Genomic DNA, 19,997 nt, shown 5'->3' on the forward strand with positions numbered 1-19,997 from the left:
ACATGCTTTCAGTTGATGATAGGTGGGTAATAGTAGAGGCTTACTTTAAGTCCAGGGGGTTAGTGAGACAGCATTTAGACTCATTTAATGATTTTATAAAGAACAAGCTTCAGGAAATCATAGATGAGCAAGGAGAAATAACAACTGAAATCCCAGGTTTAAAAATCAGATTAGGTAAGATAAGAGTAGGCAAACCCAGAGTTAGGGAGGCCGACAAGGGAGATAAGGAAATAACACCCATGGAGGCGAGACTGAGAAACCTGACCTATGCCGCACCGATTTATTTGACCATGACACCTGTTGAAAATAATATTGAGGGAGATCCCACAGAGGTTCATATAGGAGACATTCCCATAATGCTCAAATCAATAGCCGATCCAACTTCGGAATTCAGTCAGGACAAACTCGTGGAGATCGGAGAAGACCCAAAGGACCCAGGAGGATACTTTATCATTAATGGAAGTGAAAGGGTAATAGTAACTCAGGAAGACTTAGCTACAAACAGGGTTTTAACGGATGTGGGTAAGGCTGGGTCCAATGTGACTCACACAGCAAAGATAATTTCAAGTACTTCTGGATATAGGGTTCCTATAACTATAGAAAGATTGAAAGATTCCACCATTCACGTCTCGTTCCCTTCAGCACCGGGTAGGATACCTTTCGCCATACTCATGAGAGCCCTAGGGGTAGAGACCGACGAAGACATTACGCTAGCGGTATCCCTTGATCCAGAGATACAGAACGAACTCCTTCCCTCTCTGGAACAGGCCAGCTCCATTTCTTCTAAGGAGGATGCGCTGGACTTCATTGGTAACAGGGTAGCCATAGGCCAAAAGAGAGAAATGAGGATACAGAAGGCTGAGCAAATTCTAGATAAATACTTCTTACCACATATAGGTACAAGTCCCTCGGATAGAACGGCTAAGGCTTACTATTTGGCTTTTGCAATATCCAAGTTGATTGAACTTTACCTAGGAAGAAGGGAGCCTGACGATAAGGATCATTACGCAAACAAAAGGCTAAAATTGGCAGGAGATCTCTTCGCCAGCCTCTTCAGGGTAGCGTTTAAGGCCTTCGTTAAGGACTTGGTTTTCCAGCTGGAAAAGTCAAAGGTTAGAGGAAGAAGGTTGGCAATAAACGCTCTTGTGAGGCCAGATATAATTTCAGAGAGAATAAGGCATGCCCTTGCAACAGGAAACTGGGTTGGAGGAAGGACTGGCGTAAGTCAGCTTTTAGACCGTACCAATTGGTTATCAATGCTTAGCCATCTCAGAAGGGTAGTTTCATCCCTGGCAAGGGGCCAGCCCAACTTCGAGGCCAGGGATCTCCACGGGACTCAATGGGGTAGAATGTGCCCATTCGAAACCCCAGAAGGTCCCAATAGTGGTTTGGTGAAGAATATAGCTCTCTTAGCTCAGATATCCGTGGGGATAAACGAGAAAAGCCTCGAGAGAACCCTTTACAACTTTGGCGTGGTTCCCGTAGAGGAAGTTATTAAGAGGGCCAAGTCAGAGGAAGGTCAATCCGAAAATTATCAGAGCTGGAGCAAAGTAATTCTAAACGGAAGGCTGGTTGGATACTATCCTGATGGACGTGAGTTGGCCGAGAAGATAAGGGAAAGCAGAAGGGAGGGAGAACTGAGCGATGAGGTCAATGTAAGTTATAACATAACGGAGACCTTTAACGAAGTATATGTCAATTCGGACAGCGGGAGGGTAAGAAGACCCCTCATAGTTGTTAAGCATGGTAAACCTCTGGTAACGAAGGAGGACATTGAGAACCTGAAAAAGGGCAAGATAACCTTTGACACCTTAGTGAAGGAAGGTAAAATAGAATTTCTTGATGCCGAGGAGGAAGAGAACGCGTATATTGCTCTGGAGCCAAAGGACGTAACCAAGGAGCATACTCACCTAGAAATATGGGCCCCGGCAATTCTCGGGATAACTGCCTCAATTATTCCATACCCGGAGCATAATCAATCTCCTAGAAACACCTATCAGTCTGCTATGGCCAAGCAGGCTTTGGGATTATATGCAGCTAACTATCAGATAAGGACAGACACTAGGGCTCACCTTCTTCACTATCCCCAAAAACCAATAGTTCAAACAAGGGCTCTGGAGGCTATAGGTTATACGGAAAGGCCTGCAGGTAATAACGCTATATTCGCCCTCATGTCCTACACTGGATATAACATGGAAGATGCCGTTATCATGAACAAGTCTTCAGTTGACAGGGGCATGTTTAGGTCCACATTCTTCAGACTCTACTCTGCGGAGGAAATCAAGTACCCAGGAGGTCAAGAGGATGAAATCTTACTCCCCGAGCCTGGAGTTAGGGGTTACAAGGGCAAAGACTATTACAGGCTTCTGGAATCCAACGGAATAGTTTCCCCGGAGGTGGACGTTAAGGGAGGAGATGTATTAATAGGTAAGGTAAGTCCGCCAAGGTTCCTTCAGGAATTCAAGGAATTATCACCGGATCAGGCCAAACGTGATACATCTATAATAACTAGACATGGGGAACGCGGTACCGTGGATCTAGTGCTGGTAACTGAGACATCTGAAGGGAACAAACTTGTAAAGGTGAGGGTTAGGGATTTAAGAATTCCAGAGATAGGAGACAAGTTTGCCACCAGACATGGACAGAAAGGAGTAATTGGGATGTTGATACCTCAGGTAGACATGCCGTACACAACTACAGGACTAGTTCCAGACATAATACTTAATCCTCATGCGCTTCCTTCTAGGATGACCGTGGGTCAGATAATGGAGGCTTTGGCAGGGAAATATGTGGCTGCCACGGGAAATCCCATAGATGCGACGCCTTTCTATAACACTCCAATCGAGGAAATTCAGAGGAAGCTTCTGGAGCATGGTTATCTGAGCGATGGTTCAGAAGTTGTATATGATGGTAGAACTGGAGAGAAATTGAAGGGAAGGATACTGTTTGGCGTGGTTTACTATCAGAAACTCCATCATATGGTAGCGGATAAGATGCATGGTCGTGGTAGAGGTCCGGTTCAGATACTCACAAGACAGCCCACTGAAGGTAGAGCTAGGGAAGGAGGACTCAGATTTGGGGAAATGGAAAGGGATTGCCTCATAGGGTATGGCGCAGCAATGCTAATCAAGGACAGGCTGCTGGATAACTCAGATAGGGCAACAGTATACGTTTGTGAGCAGTGTGGATATGTTGGTTGGTACGATAGGACAAAAAACAAGTATGTATGTCCTATTCATGGCGATAAGACAACTTTATACCCTGTTGTAATATCATATGCGTTTAAGTTGTTACTTCAGGAACTCATGAGTATGGTTATCGCGCCTAAGTTAGTGTTGGGAGATAGGGTACCTGTTGGAGGTAATTCCAATGAGTGAGAGATATCAGGTTAATGAGAAGATAATAAAGGGAATTCGTTTTGGGATACTATCCCCGGACGAAATCAGGAAGATGTCAGTCACCGCCATAATAACTGCTGACGTATATGACGAGGACGGTACTCCCATAGAAGGGAGCGTGATGGATTCTAGGCTCGGAATAATAGAACCTGGCCAGAAGTGTCCAATCTGTGGAAATGTTCTAGGTAACTGCCCCGGACATTTTGGTCACATAGAGTTAGTAAGACCTGTTATCCATGTAGGTTTCGTCAAGCATGTCTACGACCTGTTAAGATCCACCTGTAGGAGATGTGGGAGGGTAAAGATTAGTGAAAGCGATATTGAAAAGTACAGGAAAATCCATGACGCAATAAAGAAAAGATGGCCCTCCGCTGCCAAAAGACTGATTGATCACGTTAAGAAGACGTCCATGAAGGCTGCAGTATGTCCCCACTGTTCAGAGAAGCAACTGAAGATCAAGCTGGAGAAGCCATACAACTTTTATGAGGAAAGGAAGGAGGGTGTGATGAGGCTAACTCCCTCCGATATTAGGGAAAGATTGGAGAGAATACCTGATTCCGATGTGGAACTTCTTGGTTACGACCCAACCACCAGCAGGCCCGAATGGATAATTCTTACTGTATTACCAGTACCTCCCATTACCATCAGACCCTCAATAATGATAGAGAGCGGAATAAGGGCGGAAGACGATCTAACCCACAAACTTGTAGATATAGTAAGGATAAATGAGAGATTAAAGGAAAGCATAGATGCGGGCGCTCCCCAATTAATCGTTGAGGACCTCTGGGATCTCCTCCAATACCATGTGGCTACCTATTTCGATAACGAGATACCAGGCCTACCCACATCCAAGCATAGGTCTGGAAGACCGCTGAGAACCTTAGCTCAGAGACTTAAGGGTAAGGAGGGAAGATTTAGGGGTAACCTTTCAGGAAAGAGGGTTGACTTCTCGGCTAGAACAGTTATATCACCAGATCCGAACATCAGTATTGATGAAGTTGGAGTTCCATACGACGTGGCACAGATACTGACTGTACCGGAAAAGGTTACTAAGTGGAACATAGAGAGAATGAGACAATATGTTATAAATGGCCCAGATAAGTGGCCTGGAGCCAATTATGTAGTCAGGCCAGATGGAAGAAGAATAGACCTTAGATATGTCAAAGACAGGAAGGAGTTAGCTGCTACTCTTGCTCCTAACTTTATCGTGGAGAGACATTTGGTTGATGGTGATATAGTCATATTCAACAGGCAACCCTCGCTTCACAGAATATCCATGATGGGCCACAAGGTAAGGGTACTTCCAGGGAGGACCTTCAGGCTAAACCTTCTAGTATGTCCGCCGTATAACGCTGATTTTGACGGGGACGAGATGAACTTGCACGTACCGCAGTCTGAGGAGGCCATAGCTGAGACCAAAGAGTTAATGACAGTACATCGTAATATATTAACACCTAGATACGGAGGTCCAATTATAGGTTCGGCCCAGGATTACATTAGTGGCGCTTATCTGCTCACGGTTAAAACAACTCTACTCACTGAGGACGAAGTTCAGACAATTCTGGGAGTCGCAAACATAAATAAGAATTTAGAAGAGCCAGCAATTCTGGCGCCTAAAAGGCTCTACACAGGAAAGCAGATAGTTAGTCATTTCCTGCCTGAAGATTTTAACTTCCACGGGCCTGCAAATATATCAAGTGGTGTGAGATCATGCAAGGATGAGGACTGTCCACACGACTCCTATGTGGTGATCAAGAAGGGGAAACTGTTAGAGGGTGTCTTTGATAAGAAAGCGCTAGGAAACCAGCAGGCTGAAAGTATACTTCATTGGCTTGTAAGGGAATATGACGAGGATTACGTCCTCTGGCTGATGGATAATCTATTTAAGGTCTTCCTTAGATACATAGAGCTTCACGGTCTAACCATGACGCTTTCTGACGTAACCATTCCAGAGGAGGCCACAAAGAAGATTGCGGAGAGAGCACAAGAGGCAAGAAAGAAGGTTAATGAACTTATTGAAAATTACGAAAAGGGACAACTAGAGGTAATTCCTGGGAGGACACTGGAGGAAAGTCTGGAGAGCTATATTCTTGACGCGTTAGACAAATTAAGGAATGAAGCTGGAGAGATAGCCACGATGTATCTAGATCCGTTTAACAATGCATATATCATGGCAAGGACTGGAGCTAGGGGAAGCGTTCTCAATATCACTCAGATGGCCGCCATGCTAGGTCAGCAATCAGTCAGAGGAGAGAGGATAAAGCGCGGATATGCTACCAGGACTCTTCCTCACTTCAAACCTGGAGATATAACCCCAGAGGCAAGGGGGTTCATTTACTCTTCCTTTAGAAGTGGGTTGAATCCAATCGAGACCTTCTTCCACGCTGCAGGTGGTAGGGAAGGTCTGGTGGATACAGCCGTGAGGACATCTCAGAGCGGTTACATGCAAAGAAGGCTCATAAACGCGCTTTCCGATTTAAGAATAGAATATGATGGTACGGTGAGAACGTTATATGGAGAAATGATTCAGACTCTATATGGCGGGGATGGGGTTCATCCAATGCAGAGTGCGCATGGTAAGACAATAGATGTGGATAGGGTGTTAGAAAGGGTCGTTGGCTGGAAGAGGTGATCTCATGATAAATGACGCAGATAAGGAATATTTGGAACAGGCTCTATCTAGGTTAAGTGGAAAGATTCCATCGTCCATTATTCTCAAGCTAAGAGATTCAATAGTTAATTCCCAAATTGAGATTACCAGGGAGGAAATTGATAAAATCATGGAGATGGTAATGAAAGATTACCTTAGTTCGCTAGTCCATCCTGGGGAGGCAATAGGTGTTGTAGCTGCTCAGTCAATAGGTGAGCCAGGTACACAGATGACATTAAGGACTTTCCACTTTGCTGGCGTTAGAGAGTTAAACGTTACCTTAGGTCTACCAAGGCTTATAGAAATCGTGGATGCAAGAAAGGTTCCTTCCACTCCCATGATGACTATTTACCTGAATCCAGAGTACGCAAAGGACCGGGACATGGCACTGGATGTGGCCAGGAGGATTGAATACACTAGGGTGGAGCATGTCGTGGAGACAGTTAACCTGGATGTTGGTGGCATGGGTATAATTCTCAAACTGGATCCTGTCCTGCTTAAAGATAAGGGATTGACCACAGAGGACGTGGAGAAAGTGATTAAGAAACTTAAGATGGGAGACTATAGGGTTGAGAACCCTGACGAGTACACAATTGCCATATATTTCGAAAATATGGACACCGTGACCGGGCTATTTAAGATCAGAGAAAAGATCCTGTCCACAAAGATTAAGGGAGTTAAGGGGATTAAGAGGGCAATAATAAGGAAAAAAGGAGACGAATATGTTATCATCACTGATGGATCCAACCTTGAGGGTGTTCTAGGCGTTAAGGGTGTTGACGTCTCCAGAATAGAGACCAATAATCTACATGAGGTAGAAAGCGTATTGGGCGTGGAGGCTGCAAGAGAGCTTATAACGAGAGAGATAAAGAGGGTCCTTGAGGAACAGGGTCTAGATGTGGATATAAGGCACATAGAGCTAGTTTCAGACATAATGACAAGAACAGGGGAAGTCAGACAGATAGGTAGGCATGGTGTAACTGGCGAGAAGACTAGCGTACTGGCAAGAGCGGCCTTCGAGGTTACGGTGAAACATCTCCTTGACGCAGCTGCGAGGGGCGACATGGAAGAGTTTAAAGGAGTAGTAGAAAACATTATTATAGGCCAACCAATTAAGCTGGGTACCGGAATGGTTGAACTTTTAATGAGACCCGCGAATAGGTGAAAGGAAAATGTCACAATCAATAACTTTCGAGTCTGAAATCAAGGTCCTTCTTAAGACAGGTAAAGTAATTCTAGGAAGTAAGAAGACCATAAAGGCTTTGAAGCTGGGAAAGCTAAAGGGAGTTATAATAGCTTCAACATTAAGAAGTGATATAAAGAACGATATAATGAGATACGCGTCTTTGGCTGGTGTTCCTGTTGTAGAATATAAGGGAAGCGGATGGGAACTGGGAACAGTGGTAGGTAAACCTTTTCTCATATCTACTGTGGGCGTAGAGGAGCTTGGGGATTCTCAGATCATGAAATTAGCAAATCAGTGACGGTGATAACAAATGCCTGATATTAAGTTAACTCCCGAAGAGATGCGATACATGTCGCTTTTTCAAGATGTAACAAAGGTTACTGTAAGAGATTGTATAATAGACGAGGAAGGCAATAGAATAATATTCCTTGTAGATCCTGAAAATATGGGAATGGCTATTGGAAAAGGAGGAATGAATATCAAGAAGTTAAAGAAGATTATTGGTAAGGATATTGAAGTAGTGGCGTATAGCGATAACCTAGAAGATCTCATAAAGAACCTTATGTCACCTGCTAGGGTTAAGAGCGTTAAAACCATAGACAGCAACTCAAGGAAAACGGTACATGTAACGGTGGATCCTCAGGATAAGGCTATTGCCATAGGTAAAGCTGGGAGGAACGTCTCTAGGGCCAAAATAATTTTAAAAAGATACATGGACATAGACTCCGTGATAATTAATTAAGAGGTGTCGATTTGGCAGATAAGTCTCCAAAAGGTATATTTGCCGCTAGGAAACTAAAGCTCAGAAGGTTAAAGTTTAGATGGAGCCAGAGAAAGTTCAAGACTAGGGTCTTACAATTAAAGAAAAGATTTGATCCGTTACAGGGCGCCCCTATGGCTAGAGGGGTAGTTCTAGAGAAAGTTGGTATAGAGTCTAGGCAGCCCAATTCTGCAGTCAGGAAATGTGTTAGGGTTCAGCTGGTTAAGAATGGGAGGGTCGTAACTGCGTTCGTTCCTGGCGACGGAGGAGTAAACTTCATTGATGAACACGATGAGGTCATAATAGCCGGAATAGGAGGTACTTTGGGTAGGTCAATGGGTGACTTGCCTGGAGTCAGATATAAGGTAATAATGGTGAATGGTGTCTCCCTAGACTCACTATACAAGGGTAAGAAACAGAAGCCAGTCAGATAGCTAAGTTTTTACGCCTTGTTTCCTCTCTCTGTGGATCTATCCACTAACTCCTTCTTTACCTTTATTGGCTTCCCAGTGAGTAAGGCAAGATATATCGCATGGCTTGGTATCATTCTTTTCTGAATTATCAAACCTCCAAAGTTTAGCTCCACTGTGGCAATGTATATATCGTCCTGTATATCATCAATGATTACCTGCGTAACTCTCTTCTCTAATTCCTCAATTACTTCTGGAATAAATGAAATAATATCGTATACAGTCTCCCTCCTAGCTAGCTCCGAGAGGCTTCCAGAGTCGTTAGGTTCGTTCTTCAATAGTTTGTTTATTGCATTTACTATGTCCGGTGGAACGTAAAACAGATTAAATTCCCTACCATCCTCTAGGTAGCACACTATTACTGGTACACCATTCATTGGCGAAATAAATGCGTCTACCTTGCTTACTCCTACAAGATCGTGCTCCTGTTCAGCCATTATATATTATCTTATCTCACGAAGACTATTAAACCCTTCATGAATAGTTATTTAATCCGTTAAGTTCGTATAGAGGTGAGTGCAGAAATGGATAGTTACGAGCTATCAAAACTGGATATAAGGATATTCGACAAATGGGATAACAAGGTCGAGATACGGGATCCTAGTTTAAAGAAGTATATCTCACTAATGCCGGTTTATCTCCCACATTCTGGAGGGAGACATGAGCACAGGAGGTTTGGAAAAGCAAGGGTCTCTATTGTGGAGAGATTGATAAATGAACTGATGAGGCCTGGGAAGAATAAGGGAAAGAAGATCTTAGCATACAACATCGTAAAGGCCACGTTTGAGCTGATTAACGCGAGAACCGGGCAGAATCCTCTGCAGGTATTAGTTAGGGCTATTGAGAACTCGGCGCCAAGGGAAGAGGTAACAAGGATCATGTACGGTGGAATAGTCTATTACGTTGCTGTAGACGTATCACCCCAAAGGAGAGTGGACATAGTGCTAAGGAACCTAGTGGACGGGGCTAGGCAGGCTGCTTTCAATAATCCAAAGCCCATCGAGGAGGCGTTAGCGGACGAACTCATTGCTGCAGCCAGCGGAGATAACAGGAGTTTCGCCATTAGAAAGAAAGAAGAGATGGAAAGGATAGCCCTGAGCTCTAGATAAATAGCTAAACTTTTATTAACTAAGACCTTTATCTCGGGTAGGAGTTGAGCTAGATGTCTCAAAAGCCACACTTGAATTTGATCGTTATAGGGCATGTAGACCACGGAAAGAGCACTCTAGTTGGAAGACTTTTAATGGATAGAGGTTTCTTAGACGAGAAGACCATCAAAGAGGCCGAAGAAGCTGCTAAGAAACTGGGGAAAGAGTCAGAGAAATATGCCTTCCTTCTAGACAGGCTGAAGGAGGAGAGAGAAAGAGGTGTCACAATTAACCTGACCTTCATGAAATTCGAGACAAAGAAGTACTTCTTTACCATAATTGACGCTCCTGGACATAGGGACTTCGTCAAGAACATGATCACTGGCGCAAGCCAGGCAGACGCTGCCATACTGGCCGTTTCAGCTAGAAAGGGTGAGTTTGAGTCCGGAATGAGCTTGGAGGGACAAACAAGGGAGCACATTATTCTTGCCAAGACCATGGGTCTCAACCAGGTGATAGTAGCCATCACTAAGATGGACGTAGCGGAGCCACCATATGACCAGAAAAGATACAACGAGATCAAGGAAACAATTGAGAAGTTCATGAAGTCCTTTGGATTCGATATGTCAAAGGTCAAGTTTATCCCCATCGTGTCAATTACTGGAGAGAACGTAACCAAGAGATCTGAGAACATGAAGTGGTACAACGGTCCCACGCTAGAGGAGGCACTAGATATGCTAGAGATCCCACCGAAGCCAGTTGATAAGCCTCTGAGATTACCCATTCAAGAAGTATACTCCATATCCGGTGTCGGTACTGTACCAGTGGGCAGAGTGGAAAGTGGTGTCATGAAGGTAGGCGACAAGATAGTGTTTATGCCTGCGGGTAAATCCGCAGAGGTTAGATCTATTGAGACTCATCACACCAAGTTGGAGAAAGCCGAACCTGGAGATAACATTGGTTTCAACGTGAGGGGTATTGATAAGAAGGATGTGAAGAGAGGAGACGTGGTAGGCCACACCACCAACCCACCCACAGTGGCTGACGAGTTCACCGCAAGGATAATTGTGGTATGGCACCCAACAGCCTTGGCAGTGGGTTACACTCCAGTAGTTCACGTTCATACAGCTAGCATTGCCTGCAGAGTTTCAGAGATTGTAGCTAGATTGGATCCGAAGACCGGTAAGGAGGCTGAGAAGAACCCACAATTCATTAAGCAGGGAGAGTCTGCAATAGTCAAGTTCAAGCCCATAAAGCCACTCTGTGTGGAGAAGTTCAGCGACTTCCCAGCGCTAGGAAGATTCGCCATGAGGGATATGGGTAAGACTGTAGGTGTGGGAGTCATAAACGACGTTAAGCCCAGCAAGATAGAGATAAAGTAACAAAATAGCGGTGTACATGGATGCCAAATAAAGCTAGAATACGGCTGTGGAGCACTAACGTTAACAACCTAAACTATGTGGTAAATCAAATAAAGGGCATAGTGGATAAAACAGGAGTTAGCATGAGGGGACCTATTCCGCTTCCCACTAGGAGAATGGAAGTTCCCGTAATGAGATTGCCACATGGTGAGGGAAGAAAGAAGTGGGAGAAGTGGGAGATGTCCCTGCACAAAAGGATAATTGACATTTCTGCCGATGAAAGAGTAATGCGCCAGTTGATGAGGGTTAAGGTTCCAGAGGATGTATATATAGAGATCCAACTTATTTAGAAATCGCGTTTTTCCTCGTGAAGGTGCCGGGGTGCCCGAGCGGACCAAGGGGCTGGCCTGGAGACTAGACCAGCCAGCCAGTAGGGGCAACCCTACGCGGGTTCAAATCCCGCCCCCGGCGCGTTAGGTGATTATTATGTTACCTAGAGTTCTAATTTCTGCAGATCGTAGCGGTTCGGGAAAAACTCTTGTGACAGCAGGTATAATGAAAGCACTCTCAAAAAGGATGAGAGTGAGCGGCTTCAAGACTGGGCCGGATTACATTGACACGGGATATCATAGGATTGCCACCGGTAAACCATCAATAAATCTTGATCTCTTCATGATGGGGGAGGATGGTGTTCTAAAGTCTCTCGTCAAATATTCTCGCGGAAGCGATATTTCCATAATAGAGGGAGTGATGGGTCTTTATGATGGCCATGGGATAGAGTATAGTACCTACAGGTTATCTCAGGTTACCCGAACCCCAATAATTCTTATACTGGATTGCAGTTCCATGGGAGCCACAGCCGCTGCGCTAATTCATGGTCTCAAGAACTTTGGGAATGCAGATATACGGGGAGTTATATTCAACAAGATAGCATCAGAATCCCACTACTCCTATTGTAAGGAAAAAGTGGTAGATGCAAAGGTATTGGGATATATTCCAAGGATCAATTTCAGTGTACCCTCAAGGCATCTTGGGCTTTTCACAGTTGAAACTTATAATAAGGCCATGGAGGCAGTCGAGGAAATGTCCAAACAAGTTGAGTCCTTTGTTGACCTTGATGAGATAGTAGATATAGCCAACACAGCCTCTGACATAGATGTGAACCTAGAGGAAGAAGTACCCAGCAGTAAGAAGGGTATTGTTGCTGTGGCATACGATTCTGCATTCTCTTTCTATTATCAAGAAAACCTGGACATAATTGGCAAATCCTATGCAATCAAATTGTTCAGTCCAATACGCAACGAGAAGGTGGATGAAGCAGATCTAATCTATTTGGGTGGAGGTTATCCAGAGCTGTTCCCCAAGGAACTTTCAGAATCTCATTCCACTATCAACTGGATAAAGAGGTCTGTGTACACTGGTATCCCAATTATTGCGGAATGTGGAGGGTTAATGTATCTCTCAAGCTACATTAAAACAAAGGATGGTAAGTTCCACATGGCAGGAGTATACGACATAGGAATTTCAATGAATAAGCTCACCTTGGGCTACAGGGTTGTAGATGTGTTGGAGGACATTCCTCTCGGAAGGGCTGGAGACGTGATCAGGGGACACGAGTTTCATGCCTCGTCCCCAGACTACGTCAACGAGAAAAGGTTCACATTAAAACATAGAAATGGAAAAGGTATAGAAGATGGCCTTGACGGAGTCAGGGTCAATAATGCTATAGGGTCTTATCTTCACGTTCATTTAGCCGGTTTGAGATTGTCTCTTTAACTCCAGTCTCTTCACTCTCTCTAGCATGTCCAATAATTTGTCAATATCCTTGGCGTAGAGCCTTATCTTGTATGGATACTTAGCCTCAGTGGAATCGATTTCCACATACTTCTTTTCCCTATTAACCACGAAATTGGAGTTGAGTAAATGTTTTGCATGTAGGAAGACTGACATGCCACCTGAACCAATCACTCCCTTCTCTGTAACCTTGTAACTTAAGGGAGCCATGGTTGACATCATACTGGGCTTAAACAGTCTCCTGTATACAAAGAATCCAAATAGATAGATTATTTCAAAATAAACTAGGTAAACTGCCAGTCTATAATAGGGATCGGTCTGAGAGGTAGCGAACTTAGAGACGTAGCTATACACGAAGAAGAGCACAACTATGTAAATTAGATAGGAGAAGAGCATGGTCATATTTTTCTTGGCAAATTGCATGTACTCTTTCTGGTACTCCTCATCCTTCATTACCAGATCATTGGCATTCTTCTCCTCGTAAAGTGTTCCTGAATTCGCCACTTCCATCATTAATTTCCTATCCCTTAACATTGGATTAGACTTGTAAGTCATGGAAAAAGTTATTGCCATGTAGATAATGAAATATGAAATGAATGCTTCAAGGTAATATTTTGGATAAAATCCCAGAATTATAGACATTACAATAAGATATGTCTGGCTAATAAGCGCAAATTTCCAATTATAAGGATTGGGTGTCGCTGAAGACATACTAACTGGTATATAACGGTGTAACTTATATACTTATATAACAATGCGTGAACTTTTTCTCCTACTGCTGGCGCTAAGCTCTGCTATACTTCAGCAGAACACATTCGTATATTATTTTCAATCTCCAAATCAAATTCTCGTCGTCAACGTGACTTCCGAGCCCCTGAACTACGTAAAGTCCTATAACCTGTCCAACGGAATTTTGCTGGTTCTGAACTTCACCCCGCAAAATATAACATCCAATATCTCATTTAGCAGGGTCAACTCCACTGCATTGATTGTTCCGCTTTATGAGCTGGTGCCAAACTCCACCTATCAGATAAACTTCGCCCTTTCTACACACAACGTTACGGTACATCTTTCCTCCGCGTTGAAGAGTGATAGTTATCGCATCCCAACTTCAAGTAATCACTCATCATCTTCGAGTCAGAATCTACGATATGTACCATTCGTAGTCTTTGTATCGATCATGGTTATTATTTCAATCCTATTAAACCGAAGCAAACGACATTAGTATATACGCTTTTATACTATTCTGTGAATTGGTTCCTATGCCTAAACTGGAAGAGGTAAAGAGGGATCTGGAGTCTGGTATCCCAGTTCTGATATACGATTTCGACGGTAGAGAACAAGAGGTGGACATGGTGTTTTATGCTGGGGCCGTCTCCTGGAAGAGCGTCAAAACCCTAAGGACTCTGGCTGGAGGTCTAATATGTTACGCAACAGGTAAGGAAGAGGCAGAGTTACTGGGCCTTCCCTTTCAAGTGGACATTCTTAGATCCAATCAACTCCTTTCCAGACTTGTGAAAAGGCCAAGATACAACGACGAGCCAGCATTTTCCATATGGGTTAACTACGTGGATACCGGGACCGGTATCTCAGACCAGGATAGGGCACGTACCATAAGTGAACTTCATAGCATAGTCGCTAACTTAAGGGAGATGAGGGAAAGTGCCAGAGAGATCTTTTATGAAAACTTCTACTCGCCAGGGCACGTTCCAATACTCATCTCTAGGGGAATCAGAAATAGACGTGGACATACGGAACTTAGTATAGCGCTGGCTGAGATCCTAGGCTTAGAGAGGAGTATGGTCTTCGCCGAAATGTTGGGGGAGAAGACAAGTCTAGAAAAGAATGAAGCCATGAAGTTTGCCAGGCATAACGGATTTCACTTCCTAGAGGGGAAGGAGATATTACAGGAGGTGGTAGCGTGATGGAGAGAGTATACGGAGTTGCCGATACCACCTTCTCCAGGGTTAATATGGGCGAGATAGCCATCAACACCATCAGGAAAGAGGATCCAGATGCTGATATTATTCGTTACACAGTTCCCGGCATCAAGGATCTACCTGTAGCTGCGAAGAGACTCATTGAAGGTGGATGCAATGGGGTAATAACCCTTGGATGGGTTGGGAAAACTCAGTTGGACAAGTACAGTTACTTAGCCACAAGTATAGGGCTTATCACTGTTCAAATTTTGACCTCCACTCACGTTATCGACGTAACCGTCCATGAGGATGAGGCTGAGGATGAGGAGTCTCTTCGGGAGATCGCTATTGATAGGACGAGAAAACATTCCGTAAACTTGGTGAAGTTAGTTAGGGATGGAAAGAACGCCCTAACTGGAATGGCAGGTAAAGGATTGAGGCAGGGGTATAGAAATGCAGGACAGCTCGATTAAACTGGGAATAGTGGTCGCTGAGTTCAACTATGATATTACCCACCTGATGCTTGACAGAGCTATTTCACATGCCAAGTTCCTCAATGCAGAGATAAGGGCCATATTCAAGGTTCCTGGAACCTTTGAGATCCCTCTCGCCGTGAAGCGTTTGTTGTCAAGGGATGACATAGACTGTGTAGTTACGCTGGGGGCAGTGATTAAGGGAGAAACGAAGCATGACGAGCTAATTGCCAATCAAGTAACTAGACTGATCTCAGATCTGTCCCTTGAATTCGATAAGCCTGTCTCCCTCGGGATAATAGGACCTGGTGCGACGCATGAGCAGGCCGTGGAGAGAATAGAGGAGTATTCCACCAGGGCTGTGGAATCAGCGGTGAAAATGGCTAGAAGGATGAAGGCCTCCCAGAGCGGTTCCTCGGTGAATATAGAATGAAGGTGTTGATAGTCGAGCTATTTAACTATAGGGAATGGACCGAGTTGCTGGGTAACGATAGGGAGTGGAAAATCCAGGTAAACCAGCATCTTCTCTCGTCTAAGATGATTTGGAAGGCCTCTCAGATGGGAAGCATGGTTTTTCCCATGAGATACGATCAGTCTATCATGTTTGCAGATGGGATAGAAATCGGTAGGCTAAGGGCCTTCCTGAACTACGTCTCCAGAATGGCTCCAGTTAACATCAGGGCATGCCTAGGTTACGGTGAAACTCCACTGAAGGCTCAGGAGAATGGATACAGCTGTCTTAAGGAGCTAGAGCCTGGCAATTTTCAACTTCCTGCCTATCCAGATTCGCCTATCGCTGTGGCTCATTTTGACCTGAACGGGTTCACGGACTTCACTAACGGTACCTCCACATACAGGTCCTTCACTGAGGCCCAGAAGTTCTATTTTGAGATTGTGGAGTACGTATATTCGCTTGGTGGAATAGCTCAGTACATGGGCGGAGATAATATCGTCACGGTTATTGGACCAGACGTAATAGATCAGATCATAGCGAGGGTGGAGAATAATCAAAAAATGAAGGTGGGTATAGGAATCGGAAGAAATGCACGGGAGGCCATGAGGAACGCCACTAAGGCCTTAACTGAAATTAGGAAGGACAGGCGAGAGATTTGGAAGCTTCTTCAAGAATAGTGAACGTGGAATATGCCCTACTTGGACAGGAACTGGAAATAGCGGAGAAGGTTCACGTAGAGATCAGCGATGGGATCATCTCACACGTGGGAAAGGGATGGGACGTAAAGGGTGAAACCTATCCCAACTCCCTTCTCATGCCTGGGCTAGTGAACTCACACGTTCATACTTTTGATGCCATAGCTCCTGAGTTCGGATGGAATCTCACCCTCAAGGAGGCTGTGGGAGACCCGCATAGTGAGAAATACAGGGTACTGGTCAGCATGTCCCTCTCTGAGTTGAAGAAGTCAACACTCAACTTCCTTGAGAAATCGCTGAAACTGGGAGTCTTCACCGTGGTTGATTTCAAGGAGATGGATCTCAAGGGCGCAACTATCTCCAGGGAAGTAAAGGACCAGTCCCCAATCAACTATATTCCGCTAGGAAGGCTGGATGGTGAAGTGACAAGGGAGAGACTTGAGCTTCTCAAGAAGTTTGTGGATGGATACGGGGTCAGTAGCGTCTCCGTGGGGGTGGAGAAGCTTAGCCTCATCCGGGATGTATTTAGAGATAGGATAACCGCTATCCATGTATCGGAAACGCTGAGGCATAACCTACTCTCGGATCTTGAGGTCGCCCTTTCCACGCTCGAACCAGAGATACTGGTTCATGGTACCCATTTAACGGAAGAGGAAATTATATTGGTGGCTGAGAAGGGGATGAAGCTGGTTGTATGTCCCAGGAGTAACCTGTGGTTCTCAGCGGGGATACCCAACATCCCTATGATGATCAAGAGAGGAGTCAGGCTCCTATTGGGGACCGACAACGCGGGCGTGACTGACCCAGATCTATGGAAGGAGATGGAGGTAGCACTGCTCCTATCACGTCTTCGTGATCCTGGAAGCGATTTTTCCAGGGAGATCCTAAAATCAGTCACCGTCAATCCTGAACTGGGCGTTTATCCAATTCAGGAGGGAAACAGGATTACTGGATTGATCCTAGGGCCTGTTCCTAGATTCGAAACTTCAATTAATAAGTATATGGCCTTAATAAAGGAACCAGGAAAAATAATTAAAGTCTTGGGGCTACCCAGAACCTGATACTTGCCCCCTTCTCCAGTGGCGCCGTTAATTTCATGGGAATCCCTGCCCCAAACCCTATCTCTATTTCCTTGGAGAAGGAAAGTGCGCTTGATACCTTCTCTAGGACGGGTAAGCTGTACCTTGAACTTCCCGGTTTCTCTATCTCCAGTTTAGTGAGCGGTTTACCGTTTCTGAGAATTGCCGAATATCTTTTCCCAGCTTCCTCAACCTCAAAGGACACACGATCATCTTCGGTCTTTATCTCCACTTCCTCTCCCACCTGCATGGACTCATCCACTAGGATAGTGAGAATATCACCACCAATGCCTATAGTTACCGAGTGAGCAACGGATGGCTCCTTGAGAGCCTGCGGTTCTCCTTTTTCAGCCTTGATAGAGAGGTTGCTCCTAGTCCCCGTTTTCTCATCTCTCATGGAAATTCTGATCCCATCAGCGGTCTCCACTATCTCCACAGTTGACCTACCCTTCATTTTTGAAAGTATCTTCTTGAGATCTCCTAGGTTAAGCTTCACAGAAACCGGTTTTTCAATGCTGTACTCCTCCAGTGCATCTTTGCTAATCTCGACCACTCCCATCATCACCTTATCGTCTGTAAGGTACTTGGTTCCTATACCTTCCTCCGTGAGATTCAGTGTTAACTCGTCAGTAATCTTGGACATGGAGGATATAATGTAATAGAAATCCCTAGCACTTCCGTATATTGCCCTAAACATTACTCTTCCTTACTCTTCTTGGCTTTTTTAGTTTTCTTTGCCGTCCTCTTCTTGGGCGTTTTCTTTTTACCCTTCTCGGTCTTACTCACGAAAATTGAATTGTTGTCTTCAAATTCTTTCTTTGCCTCCTCTATACTGATTTTCCCTGACATAAGTCTGTGCCACACCTCAGTGTTCTTAGTGAGTAATTCTATGTCTTGGAGGGACATCGCTGGTACTCCTTCATCCTCTTCCTCCATTCTACTACCGCTATCATCCACTGGTGTCTCTGGTTCATTTTCATCGTCGTAATCCTCTGACGTGGAAATCACCCCTGATTTAAGCGAACAACTACTATATCATTCGCCGTTATATCTCTTGTTATTACCTTCCCCCTCTCAAGTCCCGAAAGCGTTTCGTAAATAATTCTCCTAGCCTCTTGGCTCTCCCCTCCGATTAACCTAGCAATATAGTTTAGCTCATCCGGATCATTCATTCCCATGACCATTGTTGTTGAGGCGTTGTTTATCATTTTTTCAAGTTTATCAGAATATTGAGATATTAGCACGAAACCATATCCGAATTTTCTTCCCTCGGCGAAAAGTCTCTCCGTCAGAGCCTCACCGCTCTCCCTTCCCAGAAGGAAAGGAGCCTCGTCTATAACCACGAGCTTCCTGAGTGAGCTGGATTTCTCGAGGTACATACTCCCTAGAATTGAGGCAAGAACGGTCTCCATTAGAATGTACTTTATGTTAGCGGTGGTTATTCTGGAGAAGTTCAGTATAACTCTCCCTTGAAGTAATTTCCATAGATCCTCACTTCCATAAAAGATGTTTGAGTCAAGAAACCTCAGGTAAGGCTCTATACTGCCCCATCGATTCAGATCCTGCGAACTCATAGATGCCCTCTTCTTCTTTTCAAGGAGTAACAGAACATCCCTTATTGTGGGTGGGTCTAGAGTCCACGTCCTTTCATCCTCGTCATATATCCCCTTTTCCTGATACGCCTCCACAAAGAGATTGGATAGATCCATGGTCTGAATACTTCCCAGATTGAAGATCGACTTGAGGGTCATGGCTATCTCAATGGACCTCTGTTTAGGAGATCTCCCGAAAAGCGATAGTGGATTTATCCCGTTTAGAGACATATCCACATTCTTGCCCGGAACGTCCCTGTATTCATCATGAATATCAAATATAACGTAATCTACGTCAGTTTTTGACAGAATCAATTTCGCCAGAGTTGACTTCCCGTATCCGCTGGACCCCACTATCACTATGTTGTAATTCTTTGTCCTAGAAAAATCTATACAAAAGGATTTTCTCTTACTAATCCATTTATATCTATATCCTGCCTGAAATAGGCCAGGAGTTAGACTTCTGACCAATACCTTCTCAACCTCCCCTATACAAATCCCGTTAACCTCTTCCCTGGGCTCCATCATGAGCAAGTAGGGGAGAGAGATCCATGATAATGAGGATAGTAGGCTCAGTTCGGTCCTCCCCAGAAAGGAGAGAACGACTCCATCAATTATTACCCCAATGATCAGAAAGGGCGAACGGGTGAGTGCAAAAACTGCAATTCCCAGCAATACAGAAAAAATGAAAATCTTCGTATCAGGTCTTCTCCTCATCCTTCTCAAGGACATCAGGGTAGTATCCCACAACGATCTGGTCAGGTACAGGAAGGCAGTGGTGATCCCAATCCCGGAGAGATATTCCAAGAAAATAAGAGGATCAGCAGGTCCATCAATCATGGTGAAAAGGGAAACTATACTCAGGGAGAAGAGTATGCTCGGGATCAAGGAGTCCAGAATCAGGGGAAAGAAAACTCCGTCTAGAAACACCAGAATCGAGAGTGTCAGGATACCGTTTAAACCGCCGAGGATAGGTTGAAGACTTTCTAGCTCAACAAAGATGAGTTCAGCAATTACTATCCCTATCGCAATGAGATATCTAACCTCTTTTTGCATATGCTTAATAAGCCTTGGGGCC

Annotated in this window: 20 protein-coding genes and 1 tRNA gene; 16 read left to right on the forward strand and 5 right to left on the reverse strand. The window is 44.6% G+C overall.

Features of this window, described 5'->3' with window-relative positions; genetic code table 11:
- Positions 1-2 precede the first annotated feature (2 nt).
- From QVC96_RS02960 to QVC96_RS02985, 6 genes are read left to right on the forward strand one after another with little or no spacing between them, the layout of a single operon-like run.
- Positions 3-3,377, forward strand: coding sequence for a DNA-directed RNA polymerase subunit B (locus QVC96_RS02960; protein WP_287689876.1), 3,375 nt, complete (start codon positions 3-5; stop codon positions 3,375-3,377).
- Entirely contained in the window at positions 3,370-6,030 is a 2,661-nt protein-coding gene (gene rpoA1 / locus QVC96_RS02965; RefSeq protein ID WP_238024668.1) for a DNA-directed RNA polymerase subunit A', read from the forward strand. The genes QVC96_RS02960 and rpoA1 overlap by 8 nt, the downstream gene beginning before the upstream one ends.
- A gap of 4 nt (positions 6,031-6,034) precedes the next feature.
- The gene (gene rpoA2 / locus QVC96_RS02970) at positions 6,035-7,213 is read left to right on the forward strand and encodes a DNA-directed RNA polymerase subunit A'' (protein ID WP_287689877.1); all 1,179 of its coding nucleotides are present in this window, start codon (positions 6,035-6,037) and stop codon (positions 7,211-7,213) included.
- Between the two features lie 7 nt (positions 7,214-7,220).
- On the forward strand, positions 7,221-7,532 hold the full coding sequence (locus tag QVC96_RS02975) for a 50S ribosomal protein L30e (RefSeq protein WP_238024666.1): 312 nt from the start codon (positions 7,221-7,223) through the stop codon (positions 7,530-7,532).
- Between the two features lie 12 nt (positions 7,533-7,544).
- Positions 7,545-7,976, forward strand: a complete 432-nt coding sequence (locus QVC96_RS02980) for a NusA-like transcription termination signal-binding factor (RefSeq protein ID WP_238024665.1) — start codon at positions 7,545-7,547, stop codon at positions 7,974-7,976.
- An 11-nt stretch (positions 7,977-7,987) separates the two neighbouring features.
- The gene (locus QVC96_RS02985; RefSeq protein WP_011921184.1) at positions 7,988-8,428 is read left to right on the forward strand and encodes a 30S ribosomal protein S12; all 441 of its coding nucleotides are present in this window, start codon (positions 7,988-7,990) and stop codon (positions 8,426-8,428) included.
- An 8-nt stretch (positions 8,429-8,436) separates the two neighbouring features.
- Here the strand turns inward: QVC96_RS02985 and QVC96_RS02990 are convergent, their stop codons facing one another.
- The gene (locus tag QVC96_RS02990; RefSeq protein ID WP_238024664.1) at positions 8,437-8,901 is read right to left on the reverse strand and encodes a bifunctional nuclease family protein; all 465 of its coding nucleotides are present in this window, start codon (positions 8,899-8,901) and stop codon (positions 8,437-8,439) included.
- 87 nt (positions 8,902-8,988) lie between these two features.
- Here QVC96_RS02990 and QVC96_RS02995 point away from each other — a divergent pair, with 87 nt between their 5' ends.
- From QVC96_RS02995 to QVC96_RS03015, 5 genes are all read left to right on the forward strand, one after another.
- On the forward strand, positions 8,989-9,573 hold the full coding sequence (locus QVC96_RS02995) for a 30S ribosomal protein S7 (RefSeq protein ID WP_238024663.1): 585 nt from the start codon (positions 8,989-8,991) through the stop codon (positions 9,571-9,573).
- 53 nt (positions 9,574-9,626) lie between these two features.
- Entirely contained in the window at positions 9,627-10,934 is a 1,308-nt protein-coding gene (gene tuf, locus QVC96_RS03000; protein ID WP_238024662.1) for a translation elongation factor EF-1 subunit alpha, read from the forward strand.
- A gap of 20 nt (positions 10,935-10,954) precedes the next feature.
- On the forward strand, positions 10,955-11,263 hold the full coding sequence (gene rpsJ, locus QVC96_RS03005) for a 30S ribosomal protein S10 (RefSeq protein ID WP_011921188.1): 309 nt from the start codon (positions 10,955-10,957) through the stop codon (positions 11,261-11,263).
- 25 nt (positions 11,264-11,288) lie between these two features.
- Positions 11,289-11,384, forward strand: a tRNA-Ser gene (locus QVC96_RS03010).
- A gap of 15 nt (positions 11,385-11,399) precedes the next feature.
- Positions 11,400-12,689: a cobyrinate a,c-diamide synthase gene (locus QVC96_RS03015; protein WP_287689878.1), complete on the forward strand. Its 1,290-nt coding sequence runs from the start codon at positions 11,400-11,402 to the stop codon at positions 12,687-12,689.
- Here the strand turns inward: QVC96_RS03015 and QVC96_RS03020 are convergent.
- Positions 12,663-13,418 (reverse strand): DUF2208 domain-containing protein, encoded by a 756-nt coding sequence (locus QVC96_RS03020; RefSeq protein WP_287689879.1) that lies wholly within the window; start codon positions 13,416-13,418, stop codon positions 12,663-12,665. The genes QVC96_RS03015 and QVC96_RS03020 overlap by 27 nt on opposite strands.
- Before the next feature lie 551 nt (positions 13,419-13,969).
- Between QVC96_RS03020 and QVC96_RS03025 the strand changes: the two genes are divergently transcribed.
- Genes QVC96_RS03025 through QVC96_RS03045 form a run of 5 tightly spaced genes read left to right on the forward strand, consistent with a single transcriptional unit; the run spans position 13,970 to position 17,309 of the window.
- Positions 13,970-14,632 carry a 3,4-dihydroxy-2-butanone-4-phosphate synthase gene (locus tag QVC96_RS03025; protein ID WP_287689880.1) on the forward strand — a complete coding sequence of 221 codons (663 nt, stop codon included), beginning with the start codon at positions 13,970-13,972 and terminating at the stop codon, positions 14,630-14,632.
- Positions 14,632-15,099: a riboflavin synthase gene (gene ribC / locus QVC96_RS03030; RefSeq protein WP_238024658.1), complete on the forward strand. Its 468-nt coding sequence runs from the start codon at positions 14,632-14,634 to the stop codon at positions 15,097-15,099. Before QVC96_RS03025 ends, ribC begins: the two co-directional genes overlap by 1 nt.
- Positions 15,080-15,532 (forward strand): 6,7-dimethyl-8-ribityllumazine synthase, encoded by a 453-nt coding sequence (gene ribH, locus QVC96_RS03035; RefSeq protein WP_238024657.1) that lies wholly within the window; start codon positions 15,080-15,082, stop codon positions 15,530-15,532. The genes ribC and ribH overlap by 20 nt, the downstream gene beginning before the upstream one ends.
- Positions 15,529-16,230: a GTP cyclohydrolase IIa gene (locus tag QVC96_RS03040; RefSeq protein ID WP_287689881.1), complete on the forward strand. Its 702-nt coding sequence runs from the start codon at positions 15,529-15,531 to the stop codon at positions 16,228-16,230. The genes ribH and QVC96_RS03040 overlap by 4 nt, the downstream gene beginning before the upstream one ends.
- Positions 16,209-17,309 carry an amidohydrolase family protein gene (locus QVC96_RS03045; protein ID WP_287689882.1) on the forward strand — a complete coding sequence of 367 codons (1,101 nt, stop codon included), beginning with the start codon at positions 16,209-16,211 and terminating at the stop codon, positions 17,307-17,309. Before QVC96_RS03040 ends, QVC96_RS03045 begins: the two co-directional genes overlap by 22 nt.
- Here QVC96_RS03045 and QVC96_RS03050 read toward each other — a convergent pair.
- From QVC96_RS03050 to QVC96_RS03060, 3 genes are read right to left on the reverse strand one after another with little or no spacing between them, the layout of a single operon-like run.
- A complete protein-coding gene (locus QVC96_RS03050; RefSeq protein WP_238024654.1) occupies positions 17,281-18,024 on the reverse strand; it encodes a DNA polymerase sliding clamp in 744 nt (247 codons plus the stop codon). The two genes, QVC96_RS03045 and QVC96_RS03050, sit on opposite strands and share 29 nt — an antisense overlap.
- The gene (locus QVC96_RS03055; protein WP_238024653.1) at positions 18,024-18,335 is read right to left on the reverse strand and encodes an RNA polymerase subunit Rpo13; all 312 of its coding nucleotides are present in this window, start codon (positions 18,333-18,335) and stop codon (positions 18,024-18,026) included. The genes QVC96_RS03050 and QVC96_RS03055 overlap by 1 nt, the downstream gene beginning before the upstream one ends.
- Entirely contained in the window at positions 18,332-19,975 is a 1,644-nt protein-coding gene (locus QVC96_RS03060; protein ID WP_287689883.1) for an ATP-binding protein, read from the reverse strand. The genes QVC96_RS03055 and QVC96_RS03060 overlap by 4 nt, the downstream gene beginning before the upstream one ends.
- Positions 19,976-19,997 lie beyond the last annotated feature (22 nt).

The organism is Metallosphaera javensis (ex Sakai et al. 2022), assembly GCA_021654415.1.
Taxonomy (GTDB): domain Archaea; phylum Thermoproteota; class Thermoprotei_A; order Sulfolobales; family Sulfolobaceae; genus Metallosphaera; species Metallosphaera javensis.